This window comes from Brevundimonas lenta (assembly GCF_014196335.1).
Taxonomy (GTDB): domain Bacteria; phylum Pseudomonadota; class Alphaproteobacteria; order Caulobacterales; family Caulobacteraceae; genus Brevundimonas; species Brevundimonas lenta.
This window is the reverse complement of record NZ_JACIDM010000001.1, coordinates 1,350,470-1,373,576: the sequence shown is the minus strand read 5'-3', so window position 1 is coordinate 1,373,576 and position 23,107 is coordinate 1,350,470. Positions and strand designations below refer to the sequence as shown.

Annotated in this window: 25 protein-coding genes and 1 tRNA gene; 15 read left to right on the top strand and 11 right to left on the bottom strand. The window is 67.7% G+C overall.

The features are described from left to right. Nucleotides 1-3: 3 nt before the first annotated feature. The gene (locus GGR12_RS06790) at nt 4-576 is read right to left on the bottom strand and encodes an NADPH-dependent FMN reductase (protein ID WP_183203578.1); all 573 of its coding nucleotides are present in this window, start codon (nt 574-576) and stop codon (nt 4-6) included. A gap of 282 nt (nt 577-858) precedes the next feature. Between GGR12_RS06790 and GGR12_RS06785 the strand changes: the two genes are divergently transcribed. After that, nucleotides 859-3,213, top strand: a complete 2,355-nt coding sequence (locus tag GGR12_RS06785) for a TonB-dependent receptor (RefSeq protein ID WP_183203577.1) — start codon at nt 859-861, stop codon at nt 3,211-3,213. Between the two features lie 46 nt (nt 3,214-3,259). Here the strand turns inward: GGR12_RS06785 and lipB are convergent, their stop codons facing one another. Beyond that, complete coding sequence (gene lipB / locus GGR12_RS06780; protein WP_183203576.1) at nt 3,260-3,976, bottom strand: lipoyl(octanoyl) transferase LipB; 717 nt, start codon at nt 3,974-3,976, stop codon at nt 3,260-3,262. Between the two features lie 75 nt (nt 3,977-4,051). Here lipB and GGR12_RS06775 point away from each other — a divergent pair, with 75 nt between their 5' ends. The 5 genes from GGR12_RS06775 to GGR12_RS06755 all read left to right on the top strand — a co-directional run bounded on the left by GGR12_RS06775 (nt 4,052) and on the right by GGR12_RS06755 (nt 8,520). Next, a complete protein-coding gene (locus GGR12_RS06775) occupies nt 4,052-4,303 on the top strand; it encodes a FliM/FliN family flagellar motor switch protein (protein WP_425486209.1) in 252 nt (83 codons plus the stop codon). Between the two features lie 64 nt (nt 4,304-4,367). Then, nucleotides 4,368-4,452, top strand: a tRNA-Leu gene (locus tag GGR12_RS06770). Between the two features lie 123 nt (nt 4,453-4,575). Then, nucleotides 4,576-5,988, top strand: coding sequence for a magnesium transporter (mgtE, locus tag GGR12_RS06765; protein ID WP_183203574.1), 1,413 nt, complete (start codon nt 4,576-4,578; stop codon nt 5,986-5,988). Between the two features lie 75 nt (nt 5,989-6,063). Continuing rightward, nucleotides 6,064-7,320 carry a glycoside hydrolase family protein gene (locus GGR12_RS06760; protein WP_183203573.1) on the top strand — a complete coding sequence of 419 codons (1,257 nt, stop codon included), beginning with the start codon at nt 6,064-6,066 and terminating at the stop codon, nt 7,318-7,320. 36 nt (nt 7,321-7,356) lie between these two features. Next, nucleotides 7,357-8,520 (top strand): isovaleryl-CoA dehydrogenase, encoded by a 1,164-nt coding sequence (locus GGR12_RS06755; protein ID WP_183203572.1) that lies wholly within the window; start codon nt 7,357-7,359, stop codon nt 8,518-8,520. Here the strand turns inward: GGR12_RS06755 and GGR12_RS06750 are convergent. Then, nucleotides 8,506-9,021 carry a DUF3617 domain-containing protein gene (locus GGR12_RS06750; RefSeq protein WP_183203571.1) on the bottom strand — a complete coding sequence of 172 codons (516 nt, stop codon included), beginning with the start codon at nt 9,019-9,021 and terminating at the stop codon, nt 8,506-8,508. The genes GGR12_RS06755 and GGR12_RS06750 overlap by 15 nt on opposite strands. A 126-nt stretch (nt 9,022-9,147) precedes the next feature. On the opposite strand from GGR12_RS06750, the gene GGR12_RS06745 reads away from it, so the two are divergent. After that, on the top strand, nt 9,148-9,333 hold the full coding sequence (locus GGR12_RS06745; RefSeq protein WP_183203570.1) for a DUF3008 family protein: 186 nt from the start codon (nt 9,148-9,150) through the stop codon (nt 9,331-9,333). A gap of 113 nt (nt 9,334-9,446) precedes the next feature. After that, nucleotides 9,447-10,082, top strand: coding sequence for an exopolysaccharide biosynthesis protein (locus GGR12_RS06740; protein WP_183203569.1), 636 nt, complete (start codon nt 9,447-9,449; stop codon nt 10,080-10,082). Nucleotides 10,083-10,149: 67 nt separating this feature from the next. On the opposite strand, the gene GGR12_RS06735 is transcribed toward GGR12_RS06740, so the two are convergent. The 3 genes from GGR12_RS06735 to flbT form a co-directional block, all read right to left on the bottom strand. Next, nucleotides 10,150-10,980: a flagellin gene (locus tag GGR12_RS06735; protein ID WP_183203568.1), complete on the bottom strand. Its 831-nt coding sequence runs from the start codon at nt 10,978-10,980 to the stop codon at nt 10,150-10,152. Nucleotides 10,981-11,952: 972 nt separating this feature from the next. Further along, a complete protein-coding gene (gene flaF / locus GGR12_RS06730) occupies nt 11,953-12,318 on the bottom strand; it encodes a flagellar biosynthesis regulator FlaF (RefSeq protein ID WP_183203567.1) in 366 nt (121 codons plus the stop codon). Next, complete coding sequence (gene flbT / locus GGR12_RS06725; RefSeq protein WP_183203566.1) at nt 12,278-12,700, bottom strand: flagellar biosynthesis repressor FlbT; 423 nt, start codon at nt 12,698-12,700, stop codon at nt 12,278-12,280. The genes flaF and flbT overlap by 41 nt, the downstream gene beginning before the upstream one ends. A gap of 129 nt (nt 12,701-12,829) precedes the next feature. Here flbT and GGR12_RS06720 point away from each other — a divergent pair, with 129 nt between their 5' ends. The 3 genes from GGR12_RS06720 to GGR12_RS06710 all read left to right on the top strand — a co-directional run bounded on the left by GGR12_RS06720 (nt 12,830) and on the right by GGR12_RS06710 (nt 15,395). After that, nucleotides 12,830-14,623, top strand: coding sequence for a tetratricopeptide repeat protein (locus tag GGR12_RS06720; protein WP_183203565.1), 1,794 nt, complete (start codon nt 12,830-12,832; stop codon nt 14,621-14,623). Nucleotides 14,624-14,720: 97 nt separating this feature from the next. Beyond that, entirely contained in the window at nt 14,721-15,170 is a 450-nt protein-coding gene (locus GGR12_RS06715) for a hypothetical protein (protein WP_183203564.1), read from the top strand. 12 nt (nt 15,171-15,182) lie between these two features. Beyond that, the gene (locus GGR12_RS06710) at nt 15,183-15,395 is read left to right on the top strand and encodes a hypothetical protein (protein ID WP_183203563.1); all 213 of its coding nucleotides are present in this window, start codon (nt 15,183-15,185) and stop codon (nt 15,393-15,395) included. A gap of 165 nt (nt 15,396-15,560) precedes the next feature. On the opposite strand, the gene cysS is transcribed toward GGR12_RS06710, so the two are convergent. Continuing rightward, nucleotides 15,561-16,970: a cysteine--tRNA ligase gene (gene cysS / locus GGR12_RS06705; protein ID WP_183203562.1), complete on the bottom strand. Its 1,410-nt coding sequence runs from the start codon at nt 16,968-16,970 to the stop codon at nt 15,561-15,563. 162 nt (nt 16,971-17,132) lie between these two features. Here cysS and folE point away from each other — a divergent pair, with 162 nt between their 5' ends. The 3 genes from folE (at nt 17,133) to GGR12_RS06690 (ending at nt 18,935) form a co-directional block, all read left to right on the top strand. Continuing rightward, the gene (gene folE, locus GGR12_RS06700) at nt 17,133-17,750 is read left to right on the top strand and encodes a GTP cyclohydrolase I FolE (protein WP_183203561.1); all 618 of its coding nucleotides are present in this window, start codon (nt 17,133-17,135) and stop codon (nt 17,748-17,750) included. 161 nt (nt 17,751-17,911) lie between these two features. After that, on the top strand, nt 17,912-18,352 hold the full coding sequence (locus tag GGR12_RS06695) for a biopolymer transporter ExbD (RefSeq protein WP_183203560.1): 441 nt from the start codon (nt 17,912-17,914) through the stop codon (nt 18,350-18,352). Between the two features lie 151 nt (nt 18,353-18,503). After that, nucleotides 18,504-18,935 (top strand): biopolymer transporter ExbD, encoded by a 432-nt coding sequence (locus GGR12_RS06690; protein WP_183203559.1) that lies wholly within the window; start codon nt 18,504-18,506, stop codon nt 18,933-18,935. Between the two features lie 75 nt (nt 18,936-19,010). Here the strand turns inward: GGR12_RS06690 and GGR12_RS06685 are convergent, their stop codons facing one another. From GGR12_RS06685 to GGR12_RS06670, 4 genes are read right to left on the bottom strand one after another with little or no spacing between them, the layout of a single operon-like run. After that, entirely contained in the window at nt 19,011-19,898 is an 888-nt protein-coding gene (locus tag GGR12_RS06685; protein ID WP_183203558.1) for a MotE family protein, read from the bottom strand. A gap of 17 nt (nt 19,899-19,915) precedes the next feature. Further along, on the bottom strand, nt 19,916-20,485 hold the full coding sequence (locus tag GGR12_RS06680; protein WP_183203557.1) for a DUF6468 domain-containing protein: 570 nt from the start codon (nt 20,483-20,485) through the stop codon (nt 19,916-19,918). Next, nucleotides 20,485-21,549 carry a flagellar motor switch protein FliM gene (fliM, locus tag GGR12_RS06675; RefSeq protein ID WP_183203556.1) on the bottom strand — a complete coding sequence of 355 codons (1,065 nt, stop codon included), beginning with the start codon at nt 21,547-21,549 and terminating at the stop codon, nt 20,485-20,487. The genes GGR12_RS06680 and fliM overlap by 1 nt, the downstream gene beginning before the upstream one ends. A 2-nt stretch (nt 21,550-21,551) precedes the next feature. Beyond that, the gene (locus tag GGR12_RS06670; RefSeq protein ID WP_183203555.1) at nt 21,552-22,190 is read right to left on the bottom strand and encodes a flagellar basal body-associated FliL family protein; all 639 of its coding nucleotides are present in this window, start codon (nt 22,188-22,190) and stop codon (nt 21,552-21,554) included. 176 nt (nt 22,191-22,366) lie between these two features. Between GGR12_RS06670 and flgF the strand changes: the two genes are divergently transcribed. Beyond that, a complete protein-coding gene (gene flgF, locus GGR12_RS06665) occupies nt 22,367-23,104 on the top strand; it encodes a flagellar basal-body rod protein FlgF (protein WP_183203554.1) in 738 nt (245 codons plus the stop codon). The last annotated feature ends 3 nt before the right edge of the window (nt 23,105-23,107 follow it).

Sequence of the window (23,107 nt, the reverse complement as noted above, 5' to 3'; positions counted from 1 at the left end):
GCCCTACGCCAGCGCCGCCCGCGCCCGGATGATCACATCCACCCAGTCGTGGAAGGCTTCGGACAGTTTGCGGATCAGGTCCTTCAGGTCGCCGTCCTTCAGGCAGCCGCCCTCGTCGAAACTGGCGTCGGACACCTGGCCCAGATAGGCCTCCGGGTGCTGCATCACCGGCATGTCGAGGAAGACGCAGGCCTGCCGCACCTGGTGGTTGGCGCCGAAGCCGCCGATCATGCCGGGAGAGGCGCTGACGATCGCGCCCGGCTTCTTGAAGAAGACGCTCTGCCCATAGGGTCGCGAGCCCACGTCGATGGCGTTCTTCAGCACGCCGGGAATCCCGCGATTGTACTCCGGCGTCACGAACAGCACGCCGTCGGCGGCCCGGATATCTTGCCGGAAGCGCACCCACGCGGCCGGCGGCGTCCCCTCCAGGTCCTGGTTGAACAGCGGCAGGTCGCCGATCTCGACGATGGTGCAGTCGAGGTTCTCCGCAAAGGCGCAGATCGACTTCGCCACCTTGAGGTTCAGGCTGTCCTTGCGAAGGCTGCCGACGATGATCGCAATCTTGTGGCTGGGCATGCAGCCGGAATGCGCGAGGGTGCCGGTGGGTTTCTATTGCGGGACGGCTTAGGGTCGTGGAAGGCGCCGAAGCCTCTGCGATCGCACCGCGAAGCGCGTGTAAATCCCAACACCGAACATTCACACAAACAACATGTGACACCGGTCAAACCAGTCGATGTCTGACATATGAACGTCCCATGTCAGTCACGACATAGAAGATATACATAAGCGTCGCCGCACCGCGACAGTACAGACGCAAGGCGCCGCTAGAGCCGTCCCTCACCTAACGGGGGACGACTCATGACCTGCAACACCACCTTCCGCACACGCCTGCTGCTGGGCAGCATCCTTATGGCCGTCGCCACGCCCGCGCTGGCGCAGACGGCTCCGGCCGCCGATACCGCCATGGCCGCCCAGCCCGGCGAGCCCGGTCCGGGCGACGTCACCGGCCTGGACGAGGTCATCGTCACCGCCACCAAGCGCGAGACCAATCTGCAGGAGACGCCGATCTCGATCTCGGTCGTAGGCTCGGAAGACCTGTCCAATCGCCACGTGCAGAGCCTGATCGATCTGGCCGACGGCGCGGTCCCCAGCCTGCGCGTCGCCACGTTCGAGGCCCGCCAGTCGGCCCTGACCATCGGTATCCGCGGCATCGTGCCCCTGGACGCCAACCAGCCCGCCCGCGAACAGGGCGTCGGCGTCTATATCGACGGCGTCTATCTGGGCCGGCAGCACGGCCTCGGCTCCGCCCTGCTCGACATCGAACGCGTCGAAGTCCTGAAGGGCCCGCAAGGCACCCTGTTCGGCCGGAACACGGAAGGCGGCGCCCTGTCGCTGGTGACCCGCAGACCGTCGGGCGAGTTCGGCGTGCGCGCCGTCGCCGGCGTCGGCAACCTGGAATCCTACAACTCGGAACTGCACGTCGACTTCCCGGCCTTCGGCGACTTCGCCTTCAAGGTGGACGGCGTCATTCAGGTGCAAGGTCCGGTGACCAGCAACATCCTGCCGGGCGAGGAAGGCTTCGGCCAGTATGACCGCCGCGGGCTGCGCGCCCAGGTTCGGTGGACCCCGACGGACAACTTCACCGCCGATCTCGCGGCGGATACGGGCCTCGACAAGAACACCCCGTTCTACAGCCAGCTGCTGAACTTCAACCCGCTGGGCCGGCCGGTCGTGCCGTGGACCTCCGCCAGCGTGCCGTCCGGCAGCATCCGTGACCTGGCCCCGATCGTCATCGTCGAGGGCGAGGACCGCATGACCGTCGCCGACATCGGCGTGCCGCAGCAGTGGAGCACGGACGAGACCCAGGGCACGGACCTGCACCTGTCGTGGCGCCCGACCGATGCGCTGGAAGTGCGCTCGATCACCGCCTATCGCGAAGTCGACGTCGACCAGTACGACAACATCGCGGGCGCCCACCGTCCGCCGGTCGTCGGACCGAACTCCAACTTCAGCCGCTACTCGCTGGCCGGCCTGTGGCAGCACCAGTTCAGCCAGGAGTTCCAGGCGGTCGGCTCGGCGGGCGACCGGCTCGATTACGTCGGCGGCCTCTACTACTTCAAGGAAACCGTGTCCGACGACGCGGCGACGCCGTCGACCAACCGCTGGAACTCTGACGGCACGGGCTACACCATCCTGGACCCGACCCCGACCATTCGCGGCTTCCGCTTCGTCGACCGCGCCTCGACGGCCCACTCGGAATCGAAGGCCATCTACGGTCAGGCGACCTGGACGCCCGACGTCATGGCGGACGCCCTGCACATCACCGTGGGCGGCCGCTACACCTGGGATGACAAGGACGGCGTGCTGTCCACGGTCAACAACGTGGCGACCAACTTCACCTTCGAGACCTCGACCGACCGCTTCGACCCGCTGGTCACGGTGGCGTGGGAAGCGACCGACGAGGTCAACGTCTACGCCAAATACTCGACCGGCTACCGGGCCGGCGGCGCATCCTCGCGCTCGCTGACCTACCGCTCGTTCGACGCGGAAGAGGTCAAGGCGTACGAGATCGGTCTGAAGAGCGACCTGTTCGACAACCGGCTCCGCCTGAACGCCGCGCTCTACGCCATGGATCGCGAAGGCAGCCAGATCGACTTCAGCCTGGTCACGGTGATCGGCGCCTCGACCCGCAACACGCTCGAGACGGTCAATGCGCCGGGCACGACCAAAATCCGGGGCCTCGAGCTGGAAGGCCAGTTCCAGGCCACTGAAAACCTGCGTCTGTCGGCCGCCTACGCCTATACCGACACGGAGATCCCGCCCACGGAGAACCCGTTCACGGGCGTGGTCCAGCCGGTGTTCATCGTCTTCACGCCGAAGAACGCCGCCAACGTGGCCGCCGACTGGGAATCGCCGCTGTCGAACGGCACGTTCCGGGCCCACATCGACGCCAGCTACGCCGATGCGACCCAGACCTTCGACCAGTCCGCGGTCAAGAACGACTCCTCGTTCATCGTCAACGGCCGCCTCGCCATCTCCGACCTCCAGTTCGCCGCCGGTGCGCCGATGGTGGAATTGGCCCTGTGGTCGCGCAACCTGCTGGACGAAGCGCATGTCTACCGCCGCGATCCGGCCAACCGGGCGACGCTGGGCGACTACGGCAACTTCAACGCTCCGCGCACCTTCGGCCTGGAGATGACGGTCCGGTATTGATCCGGTGAGAGACGGGTCCGCTGCCTGGCGGGCCCGTCATATCGTTTCAGATAGGCGCTGCGCCCGCTGCGACCGGCCCGAACACGCGCCGGAAGCTTGTGCGCAGCGCCTCGTCGGCCTCGTCCATGGTGGCGGGGACGCCGAGGTCGACCAGACTGGTGACGCCGTGCTCGCTGATGCCGCAGGGCACGATGCCGCCGAAGTGCGACAGGTCGGGCTCCACGTTCAGGCTGATGCCGTGGAAGCTGACCCATTTGCGGACCTTGACGCCGATGGCGGCGATCTTGTCCTCGCGTGACCAGCCCGGCCCCTTGCGCTCGACCCACACGCCGACGCGGCCGTCGCGAACGTCGGCGTTGACGCCGAACTCCCCCAGACCGCCGATGATCCATTGTTCGAGGCCGCGCACGAAGGCGCGCACGTCCTTGCCGCGCTGGTTCAGGTCCAGCATGACGTAGGCCACGCGCTGGCCGGGGCCGTGATAGGTGAACTGGCCGCCACGTCCGCTGCGGTGGACCGGGAAGCGGCCGGCGTCCAGCAGGTCATCGTCCTTCGACGAGACGCCGGCGGTGTACAGCGGCGGGTGCTCCAGCAGCCAGATCAGTTCGGGGGCCTCGCCCGCCGCGATCGCCGCGGCGCGGGCCTCCATGGCCTCGACCGCCTCCGGATAGTCGACATAGCCGCTCGAGACCGCCCATTCGGCCGGGCGGCCGTCGGCGCGGATCAGCTTTGAAACAGTGTCGCTTAATGTCCGGGAAACCATGTCGCCCTCAATGTGGGGGTCGGGAGCGCCATGCAAGACCGTCCAGCGCCAGTCCAGTCAGTGTCCGAGTCCTCCATGAGCCAGATCGAAGCCGTCGATGTCGAGATCTCGGTCGTCCTGGGGCGCTCCGTCCTGCCGATGAGCCAGCTGCTGCGGATGGGCCGCGGGGCGGTGATTCCGCTCGACGCATCCGAGCATGACGAGGTCTGGATCCTCGCCAATAATCACCCCGTGGCGCGCGGCGAGATCGAGATCCGCGAGGATCGGATCGCCATCACCGTGACCCGCCCGGCGGACGTCTACGACTTCATGGCCGGCGCCGCCTGATTTCGCGCGCAAACGCCCCTTCCCTTTCTCCAATCTCTCCGCTATCAGCCCCCCTCCGATGCGAGCGGTCGTGGCGGAATTGGTAGACGCGCAGCGTTGAGGTCGCTGTGGGGCAACCCGTGGAAGTTCGAGTCTTCTCGACCGCACCATCGTTATTTGCCGTGTGTCCCCCTACCAAGGGACAGGCAGTCACTTCAGACGGAAACGGATATCGTTTCCAAGGGCGAATCATCGGCTTACGGCTGATCTGACAGACTGAGGGAGGCCGAGGCGTGAACACCACCGCAACAGCCCCCTTGTCGCCCGCTCCCGACGACGAAATCGAACACGTCGCGCTGGACGAGGATTACGTCCTGACGCCGGCCTTCGTGGAGAAGGTCGTCGACGCCGCCGATGACGGCGACGGGATGAAGCTTCGTTCGCTGCTGGAAGACCTGCACCCGGCCGACGTGGCCGACCTGATGGGCTTCCTGACCGCCGAACACCGGGGCGTGGTCACTGTGTGGCTGCCGGCGGACCTGCTGGCCGAGACCCTGCCCGAACTGGACGACGGGATTCGCGAGGAGGTGCTGGAGCGCGTTCCGCACCTGACGCTTGCCGAGGCGCTGCAGGAACTGGACTCCGACGACGCCGCGGCGGTGGTCGAGGATCTGGAGGACGACCAGCGCGAGAAGGTTCTGGCGGCCATGCCCGAGGTCGATCGCGCCGCGATCGAGAGCTCGCTGGGCTATGCCGAGGATTCGGCCGGCCGCCTGATGCAGCGCGAGGTGATGGCCGCGCCGGCGTTCTGGAACGTCGGCGACACCATCGACCACATCCGCAAGCAGGGCGAGGAGCTGCCCGAGCTGTTCTTCGACATCTATGTCGTGGACCCGGTGAACCGCCCGGTCGGCGGCGTCGCCATCAGCCAGCTGCTGCGCGCGCCCCGAACGACCGCCCTGACCGAGATCATGGACCCGGTGAACGAGATCACCGTCGACCAGGATCAGGAAGAGGTCGCCTACATCTTCGAGAAATATCACCTGATCTCGGCGCCGGTCATCGACAGCGCCGGCCGTCTCGTCGGCCAGATCACGGTCGATGACATCGTCAACATCATTCAGGAAGAGAACCGCGAGGACATCCTGCGTCTGGCCGGCGTGTCCGACGAGGACCGCGGGTCCTCGGTGCCGGAGATCGTGCGCGGCCGCGTGCCGTGGCTGGCGATCAACCTGGGCACGGCGGTGCTCGGCGCCAGCGTCATCTCCTTCTTCGGCGCGACCATCCAGCAGATCGTGGCCCTGGCCGTCCTGATGCCCATCGTCTCGGCCATCGGCGGCAACGCCGGCACCCAGGCCCTGACGGTGACCGTCCGCGCCCTGGCCATGCGCGAGTTGAACAGCTCCAACGCCAACCGCACCTTCTGGCGCGAACTGGCGGTCGGTTTGGCCAACGGCCTGCTGCTGGCGCCGCTGATCGGCCTCGCGGCGGGCTTCTGGTCCGGCGACTGGCGGATCGGGGCGGTGATCGCCTCGTCCATGGTGCTGAACCTGATGGTGGCGGCCTCGGTCGGGGTGCTGACGCCGCTGACCCTGTCGCGGCTGAAGTTCGACCCGGCGGTGTCTTCCGCCGTCTTCGTCACGGCGACGACCGATTTCTTCGGTTTCCTGATCTTCCTCGGCCTGGCCACACTCGTCCTGCTCTAGGCAGGTCCGGACCGGCGCGGGGCTTGCTGGTTCTCCCGGCAAGCGAGCGCTTCCGTCTCGATTTGGATCAAACCGGTGTCCGAAACGACCAGGTCACGTCTGAAGGTCTCCCGCGAGGGAGTCGTCCTCATCAAGAGTTTTGAGGGCTTCCGTCCGCGCGCCGTGCGCGACGAGGATGGCCGCTGGGTCATCGGCTATGGCCACACCGCCTCCGCACGCGAAGGCCTGACGGTCGGCGAACAGGACGCCGAACTGCTGCTGCAGTACGACCTGATGCCGGTGGTGAAGGCGCTGAACGAGCAGGTGTCGGCCCCGCTGAACCAGCACCAGTTCGACGCCCTCGCCAGCTTCGCCGTGTCGGTGGGTGTGGATCGTTTCCTGACTTCGGACGTGCTGCAGCGCCTGAACGCCGGACAGGCGGGCGAAGCCGCCGACGCGCTGGTCGGCTGGCCCGAGACGGTGACGCCGGAAGTGTCGCTGCGCCGCCGCGCCGCAGAGCGCGCCCTGTTCGTGGCGGATCCCGCCGGGCCGGTGCATCTGGCGGATCTGCTGGCCGCCCCGCTGCCCCCGCCGCCGGTCCAGACCGCCCCGGTGGTGGAAACGCCCATCATCCGTCCCGATTTCGGTCACGCCGAGACTGTCGCAGAACCGGCCGTCGAGGCGCCTGCCCCGCCACCGGCTGCGCTGCAGCTGCAGCGCTACTCGCCCTATGCGGCCGCCATCATCGGGCCCCTGCCCGGCTTCGCGCCGCTGGCGCAGAGCGCGCCAGTACCCGTGCAGGAGGCCCCCGAGGTCGTCGAACCGGAGCCGGTCGCTATCCCGGAACCGGTGCCCGTCGAAACGGTCGCCGCGCCGGAGCCGGCGCCGGAGCCCGTCGCCGCCCGGCCGGTCGCGCCGTTGGTGCCGCCCGCGCCCGGTCCATCGCCTTTTCCGCCGATGGACGAGCCGCTGGTTCTGACCCCGGCGGTCGAGGCGGACTTTGTCGAGTCGGAGGTCCGTCCCGTGTGGCCGGCCGAAGACCGCGCCGATCCTGCAGCGCCTGAAGAGACCGTTCTGTTCGAGGACGAGCCGACCCTGTCGGTGCTGCGCCATGAGGTGGAGCCGAAGCAGCCGCGTCGGTTCGACTGGGCCGACACCGGGGCGTTCCTGATCATGGGCGTGGTCGGGCTGGGCGCATGCGGCGCGTCGGCCGCGTCGTTCCGCAAGGCCATGCTGGAGGAGTCGTTCAACGGCGACTTCATCCTGATTGGATGGGTGCTGGCGCTGATCGGCGTGATCTGCGTCGGGGTGTCGTCCTGGAACCTGTATGTGCGGGCGGGCAAATCGAGCTGACTTTGCCTGCCGCGCGGGCGGTGCTACCCCCGGCCCATGAGCATTCCCAACGCCCCCCAATCGATGGAATTCGGCCTCGGCGAGACCGCTGACGCCATTCGCGAAACCACGGCCCGCTGGGCCGCCGACCGGCTGGCCCCGCTGGCCGCCGAGATCGACGAGAAGAACCAGTTCCGGCGCGAGCTGTGGCCCGAGATGGGCGAGCTGGGCCTGCACGGCATCACCGTCGAGGAAGAGTTCGGCGGCCTCGGCCTCGGCTACCTCGAGCATGTGGTGGCCATGGAGGAGGTGTCGCGCGCCTCGGCCTCGATCGGCCTGAGCTACGGCGCCCACTCCAACCTGTGCGTCAACCAGATCCGCCGCTGGGGCACGACGGAGCAGAAGAACCGGTATCTGCCGAAGCTGATCTCGGGCGAGCACGTCGGTTCGCTGGCGATGTCGGAGGCCGGCTCGGGCTCGGACGTGATGTCGATGCGGACCCAGGCCCGCAAGGAGGGCGACCGCTACGTCCTGAACGGCACGAAATTCTGGATCACCAACGCGCCCTCGGCCGACACCCTGGTGGTCTACGCCCGCACCGGCGAAGGCAACGGCGGGGTCACCGCCTTCCTGATCGAGCGCGGCATGAAGGGCTTCAGCGTCTCCAAAAAGCTGGACAAGATGGGCATGCGCGGTTCGGACACCGCCGAGCTGGTGTTCGAGGACTGCGAGGTCCCGGAGGAGAACGTGATGGGTCCGGTCGGCGGCGGCGCCGGCGTGCTGATGAGCGGCCTGGACTATGAGCGCGCCGTGCTGTCGGCCGGCCCGCTGGGCATCATGCAGGCGGCGCTGGACGTGGTCCTGCCCTACGTCCGCGAGCGCAAGCAGTTCGGCAAGGCCATCGGCAGCTTCCAGCTGATGCAGGCCAAGGTCGCCGACATGTACGTGGCCCTGAACTCGGCCCGCGCCTACGTCTATGCGGTGGCCCGCGCCTGCGACCAGGGCAAGACGACCCGCTACGACGCGGCGGGCGCGATTCTGCTGGCCAGCGAGAATGCGGTGAAGGTCAGCCTGGAGGCCGTGCAGGCCCTGGGCGGGGCCGGCTACACGAAGGAGTGGCCGGTGGAGCGGCTGGTGCGCGACGCCAAGCTGTACGACATCGGCGCCGGCACCAACGAGATCCGCCGCTTCCTGATCGGCCGCGAGCTACTGGGCGGCTGACGCCGGACAGTCGCCGAGACGCTCCAGATTCATCGTCATGGTCGTGGAGGCCATGGCGGGGGTCGGAGCGGGCGTGGTCGTGGTCTTCACCTCCATCGTGTAGCGGCGGGTGAAGTCGCCGGTCAGGCGGTAGTCCGACTCCATGCGGACGCCCTCGGTGGAGGTGCAGACCGACCGGCCGAGCACGGCGTCGCCGTCGCGGCGGAAGGTCGGGTGTTCGCACGTCATGCCGGGGGTCTCCGGCGCCGGGCCCTGGGACTCGAATTTCGATTCGGTGATGCAGGTTTCCATAGCGGGCGGGGTAACGCTGGCGGGCATGCCGGCGATGCTGGTGGTCACCCGCCAGAGGCCGGGTGTCGGTCCTTCGGGCAGGCCCGTCGCCGCAGCAGGCGCTGCGGCGTCGACCGCGGCCCCGGGGGCGTCCTTCGCCTTGTCGCCGGCCTGATTGCAGCCCGCCAGCGTCAGCGTCGCCAGACCGGCGACCATGATGATCGTGCGCATATCCACCCCTCCTGGCGGGCCTGTCCCGCAGCGCTGCAACGGGCATCAAGGATCGGCGTTCTGCAAGTCACAACTGCGGAACCGCCGGGACGATTGCGGGTTTCCGGGTCCCGAAGGAGCCGTGACATGCCCGCAAAATCCGCCGCCCAGCAGAAGGCCGCCGGAGCCGCCCTGTCCGCCAAACGCGGCGATACGCCGAAATCGGAGCTGAAGGGCGCCTCGAAGCACATGGCCGAGTCCATGACCGAGGCGCAGCTTGAGGAATTCGCCCATACGAAGCGGACGGGCAAACCGGAGCACGTGAAGCACTGACCCGGCCTTCAAGTTCGCCTGCGACATCTGCAACGGATGGACGTTTGTTAAGTGGCGCGTCACCGCCAGCGTGCATAGATCAGCGCACACACCTTCGGATCCCCCCGTCGCCGATGCCAGACTACGACTATCAGAGCGACGACCGGCCCTTCTCGCAGGTCATCGAGGACATCGGCGCCAAGACCGACCCCAAGCTGTATCTGGGGGAGCTGGTCAATGCGTTCGGCGAGCGCGGGATCGGGGCCCTGCTGCTGTTCCTGGGGCTGATCAGCGCGCTGATCGGGGCCCTGCCCGGCACCACGACCGTGATCGGCCTGCCGATCCTGCTGATCGCCCTGCAGCTGGTGATCCGCCGCGACCAGCTGTGGATGCCGGCCTGGGTGCTGCGGAGCAGCATCGACCGGGGCGGATACCGGACTGCGATTTCCAAGGTGCTGAAACCGCTGCGCAAGGTCGAGCGCTGGTCCCGCCCGCGGTATTCGCCGATGACCAACGAGGTCGGCGAGGTGATGATCGGCCTGGCCTGCACGGGCCTGGTGGTGATCCTGATGCTGCCGATCATCTTCGCCAATCTGGTCCCGTCGCTGATCATCGCCGCCTTCGGCTTCGGCCTGATGCAGCGCGACGGGGCGGTGATCGTGGTCGCCTGGATCGGCACGATCGCCTTCGCGCTGGCGGCCTGGCTGGCGTGGGAGGTGGTGAGCGCCGCCATCACCAACTCATGGGAATGGGTCACCGGCCTGTTCTGACGCGGGCCGGAAACGCGAGACGCCGGAGAGGTTTCCCCCTCCGGCGCCTGCGAGAGCCTGATGTGAATCAGCTGCGAAACAGCGACAGAACCAGCTGCGGCGTCTGATTGGCGATGCCCAGAGCCTGAACCCCCAGCTGCTGCTTCGTCTGCAGGGCCTGGAGTTTGGCGCTTTCCTTCGCCAGATCGGCATCGACCAGATTGCCCACACCCGCTTCCAGAGCATCCGTCAGCTTGCCGACGAAGGTCAGGTGGGTGGAGAGCGCCTTCGACTTGGTGCCCAGACGCGCCAGGGCGCCCGAAACACGGTCGATGGAGGTGGAAACGGCCGAAAGGGAGGCCGTCGCCTTGGTCAGGGTGTCGATCGATTGCGTCGTCGTAACCGTGACGGACGTGCTGCCCAGGGCGAGAACTTCCGACTGCACCGTGAGGGTGGCAGTGCCCGCCGCATTGGCCAGTGCCGAGAAACCGGTGGCGCCGGTCTTCAGCAGGTTGATCCCGTTGAAATCGGCGTTGTTGGTCACAGAGGCGATCTGGTCGCGAAGGGACTTGAAGTCCTCATTGAGGGCCGCGCGGGACGCGGTCTTGAGCGACGCATCAGTCGCTGCGAGAGCCTTCTCCTTCATCTGGAGCAAGAGGTCGGAGACCGTCTCGCCCGCCGCCAGCGCCACGTCGACTGCGGCCACGCCACGGTCGAGCGACTGTTTCACCGCGCCCAGTGCTCCAATGTCGGCACGTTGGCCCTGGGCGATAGCCCAGATGGCCCCGTTGTCCTTGGCGTTCGAAACAGACTTGCCGGTGTTGATCCGGTTCTGCGTCGTCGCCAGTTGGGCGTTGGTCGCGTTCAGGTTCTGGAGCGCAATCTGGGCGCCCACGTTCGTGTTGACCGACATAACCATCGGGTAGTTCCTTCCATTCTGGTCGGTTGTTAACGGCCTTCTGGCCGTAGAACCGGTTTCTGGTTCGAAGGGGCCTACGCAAGAACGGGGCCTGATCGGTAACCGTCTATCTCATTGTATTTGTTGGGACGCGGACGGGGCACGGGCGCGGCCACCCGGCAATTTTCGCCGCCCGGAAGTTCTCCCTGTCCAGAAGCGCCCCTTCCCCATTTCGGGGGAAGGTGGCCCGGAGGGCCGGATGGGGGCTCTGTCTGCAGCCGCCAGGCCAGACGAGGGATCGCCATCGACAGCCCCCATCCGAGCTGCTCCGCAGCCCACCTTCCCCCGAAATGGGGGAAGGACGTGCGGGTGCATCCTCCGGCGGGAGCCGCCGGAAGGGAGGGGAAGGCGCGGGGCGTCCGGGCCTCGCCCGGTGCTTTGATAGTTTTACCGTTTCGACGAGACAGGCCGCCCCGCGTGGTCGTTGGTTTCGCGCGCCCTCCGGCTGGCGGCCCTGTTAGAGCCTTGACGGATCTCCGCCGCCGCCATTGCTGGAAGCGACGTGGGTGGGACATCGGCTGAGCCAGCGGTCCGCACCTTCGATGCGCGGCGAGCAAGCGGACAGCATCCATCGCTGTCCGACGAGGCCCCCCGGACTACCCTTCGCCCGGGCTTCATCGCTCGACCACAGCCCGTCGTCGTCGAGGCGCTGGATCCGACGCCCTCCCCATCGACGGGATGGGGAGATTATGGGGGAGGCGGATACCTCGCTGCGTAGAGGGAATTTAGGTGGGGGAAATCCGCGGGTTGGCGAAAAGAGTTCGGGAATAGCCAGCAAGATTTCCTTCTCCCGATGGGAGAAGGTGGCCGGGCGGAGCCCGGTCGGATGAGGGTCGGGTGGTGACGAGCATCCGACGACGACCCTCACCCTTTCGCGCAGCCACTCGCTTCGCTCGCGGGCGCTCAAGCCCTCTCCCATCGGGAGAGGGCGGGCTACGCCGCTTGCGCGCCCGGGCCGGCGAGGCCCTGCATGATCATCTTGTTGATGTCGATGAGGGCTTCGAAGTCGTCCTCGCCGCGCATGACCGCGGACGAGTGGCGGCCGACGAAGAGGCTGATGGAGATGATCTGGGCCCGCAGCGCCATGGGCATGGCGTTGTCGGGGTTGGAGCAGTCGGTGGCGAGCGTCGACCACAGGCGACGGTTCCAGTCGAGCGCGTCGATGCGGGTGGCGATGTCGGAGGCATCGACCGTCGAGGCGTGCATCAGCGCCCGGGTCACCTGCCCGAACAGCCGATACTCCATTTCACGGGGGTTCTCAGCCCGCGTGGCTGCGGTCTTGTATGCCTGAAGCGACATTCGCCAGACCTTCCTCGTAATCCACCAGTTTTCGGGCCGCCATCAGCGCCTTGTAGTATTCGCGGGCCATCACGTGCCGGGACGCCGCGACGCAGTCGGCGAGAACGTCCGGATTGCGCGTGGCCCCCATGAACTCGGTCAGGCGAAGCGCGAATTCGTCGTAAACCTTGGGGGCCGCGACCTCGTCCAGGTACATCATCATGACCGGGAAATAGATCCGCTTCGCCGGCGAGTTCACATCCTCGGGCTGGAGGATGTCCTTCTCGCGCAGCACGCTGGCCTTGTTCTGAAGGATCAGCACGCCGCGGCGGTCGCCGTTCTGGACGACGGCTCCGTTCAACACGAATTTCTCGCCCGGTTTGAGCGACAGCTTGAGCGGCATTGGGCGGCTTTCCCCTTCGGCCCGGCGCAAACGTTAGGAAGCCGGGAACCAACGCAGGCTAAACAGACGTGGTTAACCATCTCTTGTGACCCCGCCCGCAAAGGTGGGTCGTCGCTTCAGGATCGCCGAATGTCCGCCGTCGAACTCGTCCCCGAACAGATCCACGGGATCGCCCCCATCGCCCAGGGCACCGCAGGCGACTCCGCCTCCCCCGAGGCGATCCGCAAGCTGTCGCACCAGCTGGCCAGTCCGAAGCTGAACGTGAAGACGCAGCGCAAGGCGCTGGAGAAGCTGAAGGCCTCGCTGATGGCGATCCGGGCCGGCGACTTCGAGCTGGGCGCGCGGCGCGCGCTGGACGCGCTGAAGATGGACGAGACCAACGGCCTCGCCTGGCATGTGCTGGCCATCTGCCAGGAGAAGTCCGGGCGGCTGGGTCAGGCCCTGCAGGCCTATGAGGCGGCGCTGAAGCTGCTGCCCAACGAGACCGACGTGGCCCACGACCTGGGCCGGCTGGCGCAGCAGATGGGCTATCTGGAGATCGCCGAGAAGCTGCTGCTGAAATATCTGGCGGTCGAGCCGGGACATATCGAGGCGACCAACAACCTGGCCTGCGTGCAGCGCGACCAGAAGCGTTACGGCGATGCCGTGGAGACGCTGCGGGCGTTGATCGCGGTGGAGCCCGAATCGCCGGTGCTGTGGAACACGCTGGGCACGGTGCTGAGCGACCAGGGCGAGATGGGCACGGCCCTGACCTTCTTCGAGGAGGCGCTGCGGCACGACCCGAATTTCGCCAAGGCCCGCTACAACCGCGCCAACGCCCGCCAGCCGCTGGGCGATGCGCTGGGGGCGCTGGAGGACCTGGACGCCGCCATGCCGGGCGCGGAGAATCCGTACGAGCGGGCGATGATGAACATGGCGCGGGCCATGCTGCTGATGACGCTGGGCCGGATCCCCGAGGGCTTCGAGGCCTATGAGGTGCGGCTGGATCCGCATCTGCCGGAATCGATGCGGGTGGCGGTGGACGCGCCGCGCTGGGACCCGAAGACGGAGGATATCCGCGGCAAGCGGCTGCTGATCGTGGGTGAACAGGGCATCGCCGACGAGATGGTGTTCGGCACCGTGATCGGCGACGCGATCAAGGCCGTGGGGCCCGAGGGCAAGGTGTTCGTGGCCGTGGAGCCGCGCCTGATCGGCCTGTTCCAGCGCGCGCATCCGGAGGCTGTGTTCGGCGGCCACAAGGCGGTGAAGCTGGAGGGCCGGATCACCCGCTATGTGCCGTTCGCCGAGGAGCTGGAAGGCGGCGTCGACGCCTGGGTCCCGATGGCGTCGCTGCTGGCGATCTACCGGCCGACGGTGGAGAGCTTCCCGAACCGCCGGGGCTATCTGGTCGCCGATCCGGCGAAGGTGGCGCACTGGAAGGCCGAGCTGGAGAAGCTGGGTCCGGGGCTGAAGGTCGGGCTGCACTGGAAGAGCCTGGTGCTGACCGGATCGCGGGCGCGGTATTTCTCGAGCTTCGAGCGCTGGAAGCCAGTGCTGACGACGCCGGGCGCGGTGATGGTCAATCTGCAGTGCGGCGACGTGGCCGAGGACCTGGCGGCGGCCGAGGCGGCCGGGGTGAAGATCTGGACCCCGCCGATCGACCTGAAGGACGACCTGGAGGATGTGGCGGCCCTGTCGGCGGCGCTGGACCTGGTGGTCGGACCGGGCATCGCCGGGACCAACCTGGCGGCGGCCGTGGGCGGCACGGCGTGGATGATCACCGCGCCGGACGACTGGCACTATCTGGCGACGGACAAATACCCCTTCTATCCGCACCTGGAGTTCTTCCGCCGCGACACCTTCGACGACTGGGAAGGCGTGATCGCGCGGGTGCGCACAGCGCTGGACGAAGCGGTCGCCAACCCGGCGTCGCTGGCGGCCTGACGGCCGATCCATCCACACAAGGTTCGGAAACGCAGGTTTCCCGGCGCGGAACATCGTCCGCAGGCGTGGCGTTTAGGCCCTGAAGAAGGGACGACCCATGCCGCAACTCGACGACTATCAGGACGATCAGGAACAGTCTGAAACCTTTGACGAAACTCACATCGACGACGAAGGCGACGGCGATGTGATGCTCGACGAGGCGGACGATGTCCTGGACGTCACCCAGGCCGACGGCGACGCCGACGAGGAAGAGTTCGACGAGGACGAGGAGGTCGACGACCTCGACGAGGAGCTGGGCGCGTCAGGCATCGAGGCCGAGGCGGACGCCCTGCTGGGCGTCGACGGCGAACGGCTGACCGAGATCGACGGCGAGAGCAACGGACAGCGCGGCGCCGACGAGGTCGAGCTGGTCTATTCCGGCCTGATGGAGAACTCGCGCGGCGCCCAGGCGAGCGCCGCCCACTGGGAGGCCAAGCGGCTTTCCGACGATGACATAGCCGACCTGGGCTACGGCCCGGACGGCGACGAAGATCACCCCAGGAACTGAGGCGTGAACCCCATGACGACACACACACCCGGCCAGACCGATCACCAGCAGGCGTCGCCCGACGACGTGCCCTACGCCAAAAAGGCGCCGCGCGAGACCGGCAAGCCGGACCAGCTGTGCGAGGAAGAACGCATGGCCGAGGACCGGCAGGAGGCGCTGGTCGACGAAGGCATCGAGGAGACGTTCCCGGCCAGCGATCCGGTGAGCGTGAAGCGGATTACGTAGGGAGCGCGCTGGCCCATGCGCCGGTGCCGATTAGTGATTAGTGGCTAGTGATTAGTGGTTGAAGCGGCTGCCGTCGGCGCCCGCTCATCACCATCGGAGAACCAGCAATCACTAATCACTAGCCACTAACCACTTGGCCTGCGCCGTCCGTGGGCGGACGCGGTCCTACCCCTTGACCCGCCAGGTGGCGCCCTGGGGGCCGTCCATGACGACGACCTTGAGGGCGTTGAGGCGGTCGCGGATGCGGTCCGCCTCGGGCCAGTCCTTGGCCGCGCGGGCGGTGGCGCGCTGTTCCAGCAGGGCCTCGACCTCGGTGCGGAGGTCGTCGGAGACCTCGCCTTCCAGCCATTCGGCCGGGGCCGCCTGAAGCACGCCGAGGATGGCGGCCGAGGCGATCAGCTCGCCGCGGGCCCGGGCGACGGCGTCGAGATCGCCGGCGGTCATGCCGCGCTCGATCTCGCTGGACAGGGCGAACAGGACGGCCATGGCGCCGGGCGTGTTCAGATCATCCTCGATGGCCTTGAGGAATTCCGCCGGCGGCTGGTCGGTCGAGGGCTCGACCGCGGCCGAGCGGTGGAGCGCGCCGTAGAGGCGGTCCAGCGCCTTGCGGCTCTGGTCCAGCAGCGACTGGTTCCAGTCGAGCGGCTGGCGGTAGTGGGCCGACAGCAGGCCCCAGCGGACGACCTCGCCCGGGATGGACTGGACCAGGTCGTGCAGGAGCAGGACGTTGCCGATCGACTTGGACATCTTCTCGGCGTCCATGGTCAGGAAGCCGTTGTGCATCCAGTAGCGGCTGTATTCCGCGTGCGGCTGGTCACCGTGGGCGTGGCCGTGGGCGCAGACGCCCTGGGCGATCTCGTTCTCATGGTGCGGGAAGACCAGGTCGATGCCGCCGCCGTGGATGTCGATGGGCAGGCCGAGGGTCTCCTCGATCATGGCCGAGCATTCGATGTGCCAGCCCGGACGGCCGTCGCCCCAGGGCGAGGGCCACGAGGGCTCATTCTCCCTGGCCGGCTTCCACAGGACGAAGTCGTGCGGGTTCTTCTTGTAGGGGGCGACCTCGACGCGGGCGCCGGCGATCATGTCGTCGAGGTTGCGGCCCGAGAGGCGGCCGTAGGCCTCGTAGGACGAGACGTCGAACAGGACGTGGCCCTCGGCGGCGTAGGCGCAGCCGTGCTCGATGATGGCGGCGATCTGGGCGACGATGGCGTCCATATGGTCGGTGACGTGCGGCGCCAGATCGGGCGGCGAGACGTTGAGCCGGCCCATGTCCTCCAGATAGGCGGCCTCGTAGCGGGCCGTGATCTTGCCGATGGGCGCGCCTTCCTTGAAGGCCTTCGCATTGATCTTGTCGTCCACGTCGGTGACGTTGCGGGCGTAGATGACCTTGTCGGCGCCGTAGGTGCGGCGCAGCAGGCGGACGAGGACGTCGAAGACGACCGGCGGGCGCGCGTTGCCGATGTGGGCGAAGTCGTAGACCGTGGGGCCGCAGACGTAGAGGGTCACCCGGTTCGGATCGCGCGGTTCGAAGACGCGCTTTTCGCGGTGAAGGGTGTCGTGGATCGTCAGCGGCATCGGGCTGCAGTCGCCTCAGTTTTCTTGCGGAACTTACGGGATCGCCCATATAGCCGCCTTGCCGCATACTCGACAGGGTATCGGCTGAGAATAAAGGGAGAGCGGCGCGCGTCCTTCCGGTGGCCTTCGCCCCGGCGCTACTTCGCCGCTTCGAGATCGAGAATGAGCGTCACCCCCGTCAAGCCCGTCCTGGTCGGCGAAAACGACGAAGTCATCCGCCCCAGCCGCGAACAGGCGCTGGAAGCCGTGCGGACGCTGCTGGCCTGGGCCGGCGACAATCCGGACCGCCCGGGCCTGATCGACACACCCAAGCGCGTGGTCGACGCCTATGGCGAATGGTTCGACGGCTATGACGCCGACGCCGCCAAGGAGCTGAGCCGCACGTTCGAGGACGTGCAGGGCTATGACGACATGGTGCTGCTGCGCGACATCGAGGTCGAAAGCCACTGCGAGCACCACATGGCGCCGTTCCTGGGCAAGGCGTACGTCGCCTACATCCCGAACGAGAAGGTCGTGGGCATTTCGAAGCTGGCGCGGGTCGTGGAGATCTATTCGCGCCGCCTGCAGACCCAGGAAGTGCTGACCAACCAGATCGCCGACGCCATCGAATCGAATCTGCAGCCGCAGGGCGTCGCCATCCTGATCGACGCCGAACATCAGTGCATGACGACTCGCGGCGTGCACCATCGCCACGTTTCGACCATCACCACGCGTTTCACTGGCGTCTTCAAGACCGACGCGGCGCTGAAGGATCGCTTCCTGAAGCTCGCCAAGGGCTGATCGGCTCGCCTGGGAGGGGATTTCCGGGCAAAGGCGTCGCTCTGGAACCCCCAGGGCTGCGAAGCCGCTTTACAAGCGGGTTCCGGGACGCCAAGAGACGATCCGAAGCTTTCAGCGACGCTCGCCGCATGACGCGCCGGGCCTGATGGAGACACCCGCTTATGGGCGCCAAACTTTCCGGTCCGGGCAGCAAGGCCGGCACGATCCAGCAGAACTCGGACATCAACGTCACGCCGTTCGTGGACATCATGCTCGTGCTGCTGATCATCTTCATGGTCGCCGCGCCGCTGGCCACCGTGTCGATCCGCCTCGACCTGCCGCCGGCGGTGCCGCCGGTGAACCCGACCGAACAAAAAGAGCCGGTCTACATCACCATCCAGGAATCGGGCGCGATCTTCCTGCCGGGCGGTGAAACCTCGATCGAGCGCCTGCCGGCCGACGTCTGCGCCGCTCTCGGCGGCGGCGACCCGGGCTGCAAGCAGGAGCGCGTGTTCGTCCGCGCCCAGCCGGAAGTGAAGTACAACCAGTTCATGGAAGTCATGAACAAGCTGCAGGAAACCGGCTTCTTCAAGGTCGGCCTGCTGAACGAAGACATCGAATAGGCGTCACGCCGGTTCGCACGGATCAGGGCCGCTTCCTTCGGGAGGCGGCCCTTTTTCATGCCCTGATCCGGCCCCGGAAAAGCCCACGGCCAAGCTCGACATCGCCCTGTCGGCCGCATCACGCGACGGACATGACAGGGAGGATACGCCCATGGGCGCGAGGCTTTCAGGACCGGCGGGCGCTGCCGGGCGCACGGTCGAGCAGAACGCGGACATCAACGTCACGCCGTTCGTGGACATCATGCTGGTGCTGCTGATCATCTTCATGGTGGCCGCGCCGCTTGCCACGGTGTCGCTGAACCTGGACCTGCCGCCGCCGAAGGAGAGCGCGCTGCCGCACAGGGACCCGGTCTATGTGACGGTGCAGAACGACGGCTCCCTGTACATCGCCGAAAAGGCCACCGGCATGGCGACCCTCGCCGCCGACGTCTGCGACGCCCTGGGCGGGGGCGAGTGCCGCAAGGAGCGGGTGTTCGTGCGGGCGCAGGCGGAGGTGCCGTACGAGCGCTTCATGGCGGTGATGAACGACCTGCAGCTCAACGGCTTCCACCAGGTCGGCCTGCTGAACGAGGACATCGTCTAGGCGCGACGCCCGGCTCAAACGAAGGAGGGCCGCCCCGGCAAGGAGCGGCCCTCTGCTTTTGTCTGCGTCCCTACCCTACTGCACCGACTGGCGGGGCTGGCTGGGGGGTGAGGCCGGCGTGGCGGCCGGGGCCTGGTAGGGGCGCTCGCCTTGCGGTTCGGCCTGAGCGGGCGCCGGGGGCGGCGTGCGCGTGGCGGCGGGACGCGGCGTCGGGCGGCGGGCCGGCGGACGGGCCGCGGCGCGGGCCGGAGCGGGCGCCGGGGCAGCGGCGGCCGGCGGCGGGGCGGCCTCGGCGGTCTGGGTCGGGGCGGACGCGCCTGCTGCAGCGGCGGCGGCGCGGGCGGCCAGTTGTTGCTGGGCCTCGAAGCGGCGGGCCAGCTTTTCGGTCAGGACGCGGGCGGCGGAGGGCTCCATCTGGGCCATGACGGCGGCCAGGGAGCGCGGGCGCATGGCGGCGGCGACCGGCAGGCGGACGTCGTCGTCGAGGGTGGCGAAGACGCGGGCGGCCTCGCGCGGACGCATGGCGGAATAGACGGCGACCAGACGGTCGATCTCGGCCTTCTCGCGCTCGTCGACCTGACCCAGCAGGGTCGCGACCTCGGCCTTCACGGCTTCGAGCGCCTGGACCTTGGCGTCGAGTTTCTGCTCGGCGGCGGTCATGAGGGGGAGCATGGAGGCCAGATCGGCGTCGCGGGCGTCCAGTTCGGTGCGGCGCTGCGACAGCGACTGGATGATGCGCAGTTCGGCCGGCGAGATGCCCGCCTGCTGGGCCAGCTGCTCGGGCGTCAGGGCGCAGACGGCCGGCGCGGCCGGACGGGCGGCGGCTTCGGCGGCCGGCACGGCTTCCTCGGCCCAGGCCTTGGCGCCCTCGAACAGGCCGGGAGCGACACCGATGGCGCGCACCAGAACGACCCCGCCGATGGCGACGGCGACGAGCGGCAGAATACGGGGAATCTTGCGCATGATCAGCTACTCGGGGTTCAGGCGGCGAACAGGTCTTCGTCGAGACTGCGACGCGCCCGGTTGAGGCTTTGCTTCGCGGATTGGTTAGCGGTCAGCGCGCCGACGATGGCGGCGACGTTGTCGCGTGCGGGCGCGGCGCGAGCCGGGGCGCCGATGCCCTGGATGCGCTCGGCCAGGGCCGCCATGCGCTGGGCGCGCTCGTCGGCCTCGGGCGTTGCGGCGACAGGAACCGGCCGCGGGGCCGGCGCGCGTTGCGAGACCTCGACCGCCGGAGCGGCCGGCGCGGCCTCGACGGCGCGCGGACGGGAGAATTCGCCGCCGCGAGTGATCAGGGTTTCGAGCTGGGCCTTCACCTCGCGCGCCTTGACGATGCGGTCGTGCAGGAGGTCGGTCTCCTGACCGGAGGCGCGGAGCGAGGCCAGGGCGGACTCGGCCCGGCCGGCGGCGGCGTTCAGTTCGGTGACCGCGGAGGCGAAGGCCAGCTGGCCGGCGCGAAGGGCGGTGAGCTTCTTCTCAAGCCGCACGCCGTAGCCGAGCGCGGCGACGAGCAGCAGCATCAGGACGCCGTCGAGGATCATTCCGGTCATCAGCGTTTCCCCTTCGTCAGGCTGGTGGCGGCCTCGACATTGATCGGAGCCTCGACCCGGACGGCGATGTGCTGGCCCTTGCGGCCCATGCGACCGATGGTCAGCGGGATGGTCCCGGCCCGGATCGAAATCTCCGAATCCGGCGTGGCGTTGAGCATCAGGGTGTCCCCGACCTTGAAATCCAGCACCTGGGAGAGCGGCAGCTGCTGCTCGTCCAGCACGGCGCGGACCTCGGTTTCGGTGGTCCAGAGTTCGGTGGCCAGGTGGCCTTCCCAGATGTTGTCGCGACCGAACTTCTCACCCATGAACTGCTGCAGCAGCATCTTCCGGATAGGTTCGAGCGTGGCGTAGGGCAGCAGCAATTCGATGCGGCCGCCGCGGTCTTCCATGTCGATGCGCAGCTTGACCAGGATGGCGGCGTTGGCCGGCCGGGCGATAGCGGCGAAGCGCGGATTGGTCTCGAGGCGATCCAGGTTGAAGTGGACCGGGGTCAGCGGCTCGAAGGCGGCGCGGGCGTCGGCCAGCACGACCTCGACCATGCGCTGGACCAGGACGCGTTCGATGGTGGTGTAGGGCCGGCCCTCGATGCGCAGGGCGGCGGTGCCGCGGCGGCCGCCGAGCAGAACGTCGACGATCGAGTAGATGAGGTTCGAATCGACCGTCAGCAGGCCGTAGTTGTCGAGCTCCTCGGCCCGGAAGACGGCGAGGATGGCCGGCAGGGGGATGGAGTTCAGATAGTCGCCGAACCGGATCGACGAAATGTTGTCGAGGGAGACCTCGACGTTGTCCGATGTGAAGTTGCGCAGCGACGTCGTCATCAGCCGCACGAGGCGGTCGAAGACGATCTCCAGCATCGGCAGGCGCTCGTACGAGACGAGGGCCGAGTTGATGATGGCGCGGATGCCCGAGCGTTCGGAGCCGTCGTCGTCGCCGAGGTCGAAACCCAGCAGGCTGTCGATCTCGTCCTGGTTCAGAACGCGCTCGGACATCGCCGGACGATCGCCCAGCGGGTCGAGCGGTTCGGCGAAGGGATCGGCGTCGTCGGCGAAGGCGGCGTCGCTCATGCCTACTGCACCAGCATTTCTTCGATCAGGACTGCGTCGACCTTGCCGGGGGCCGCGATCAGGTTCACGCGGCGGAGGATCTCGGCCTTCAGCTGATAGCTGCCGGCGGACCCGGCCAGGTCCTCGGGACGCAGTTCGCGCAGGAAGCCCTGGAACATGTCCTGCATCCGCGGCATCTCGGCCTGGATGTGCTCGGCCAGGGCGGCGTCCTTCATCTCCAGCGTGATCTTGAGCTTGAGGAAGGTCGGGCGTCCGTCGGCGGACTGAATGTTCACGACCATGTCGGGCAGGGTGTAGAACGTCACCCCGTCAGGGCCTTCGGCGATCACGCCCAGAGCGGGATTGGCCTCGCCCTCGGCGCCGGCGCCGTGTCCCCCGCCCTTCTTGTCGGCCTTCTTCTCGTGCCCGCCCTTCTTCTCGGCGCCGTGCCCGCCCTCTTCGGCGGCGGCCGATTTAGGCTGCATCAGCAGGAAGGCGGCGCCCCCGCCCCCGCCCAGCACGACCAGCGCGGCCGGGATGGCGATGAACAGGAGAGGCAGCTTCTTTTTCGCGGGCGCGGCTTCGCCGTCGACGGTCTCGCCATCTGTGACGGCGGGCAGGTTGGCGTCACCGCCACCCTTCTTCTTGCCGAACTTCAGCATGTGTACGCGCCCCGGGAATCTTCACGACCATTCGAGCGGGTTTTGGTTAACGAGGCGTTTAGAACCGGCAAATCCTGCCGGGCGCCCGGGGGGACGAAATGGCCCAAATGCCCGCCACGACTGGATTCACCCTGTTGGCACGGGCGTTGCGATGGTGATGGCGAAAGGAGCCGCCCGTGGAAAACGCCGCATACGCCGGACTGTCACGCCAGATGACGCTGCGCCGCGAACTCGATGTCGTGGCCAACAACATCGCCAATGCGGACACGAACGGCTTCAAGGTCGAACAGCTGCTGGTCGGCACCGAGGTGGGCGAACGCGCCCGCAACGCCTTCGTCCGCCCCGGCGTCAGCTTCGTGCTGGATAACGGCGTGGGCCGCGACTTCGGCCAGGGCGCACTTGAACAGACCGGCCGGACGCTGGACTTCGCCATCGAGGGCGAAGGCGCGTTCTTCAAGCTGCAGTACGGCGGCGGCGAGGCCTACACCCGCGACGGCGCCTTCACGCTGGATCCGGAAGGCCGCCTGACCACCGAGGGCGGCGCGATCGTGCAGGGCGACGCCGGCGAGATCATCCTCGACACCACGCTGGGCCAGCCCGCGGTGGCCGCCGACGGCACCATCAGCCAGAACGGACAGCCGGTCGGCCGTCTGTCGGTCGTCCGCTTCGATGCGCTGGCCGCGCTCGAGAAGGGCGGCGACGGCCTGTACCGCAACGCCTCCAACGCCGTCGCCATCGAGGCGACCGACGCCCGCGTGCGTCAGGGGATGCTGGAAGGCTCGAACGTCAATCCGATCCTCGAGATCACCAATCTGATCGAGATTCAGCGCGCCTACGAGAGCGTGTCGAAGATGATCGAAAACACCAACGACCTGTCGCGCCGCTCGGTCGAGCGGCTGGGCCGGGTTTCGTAAGGG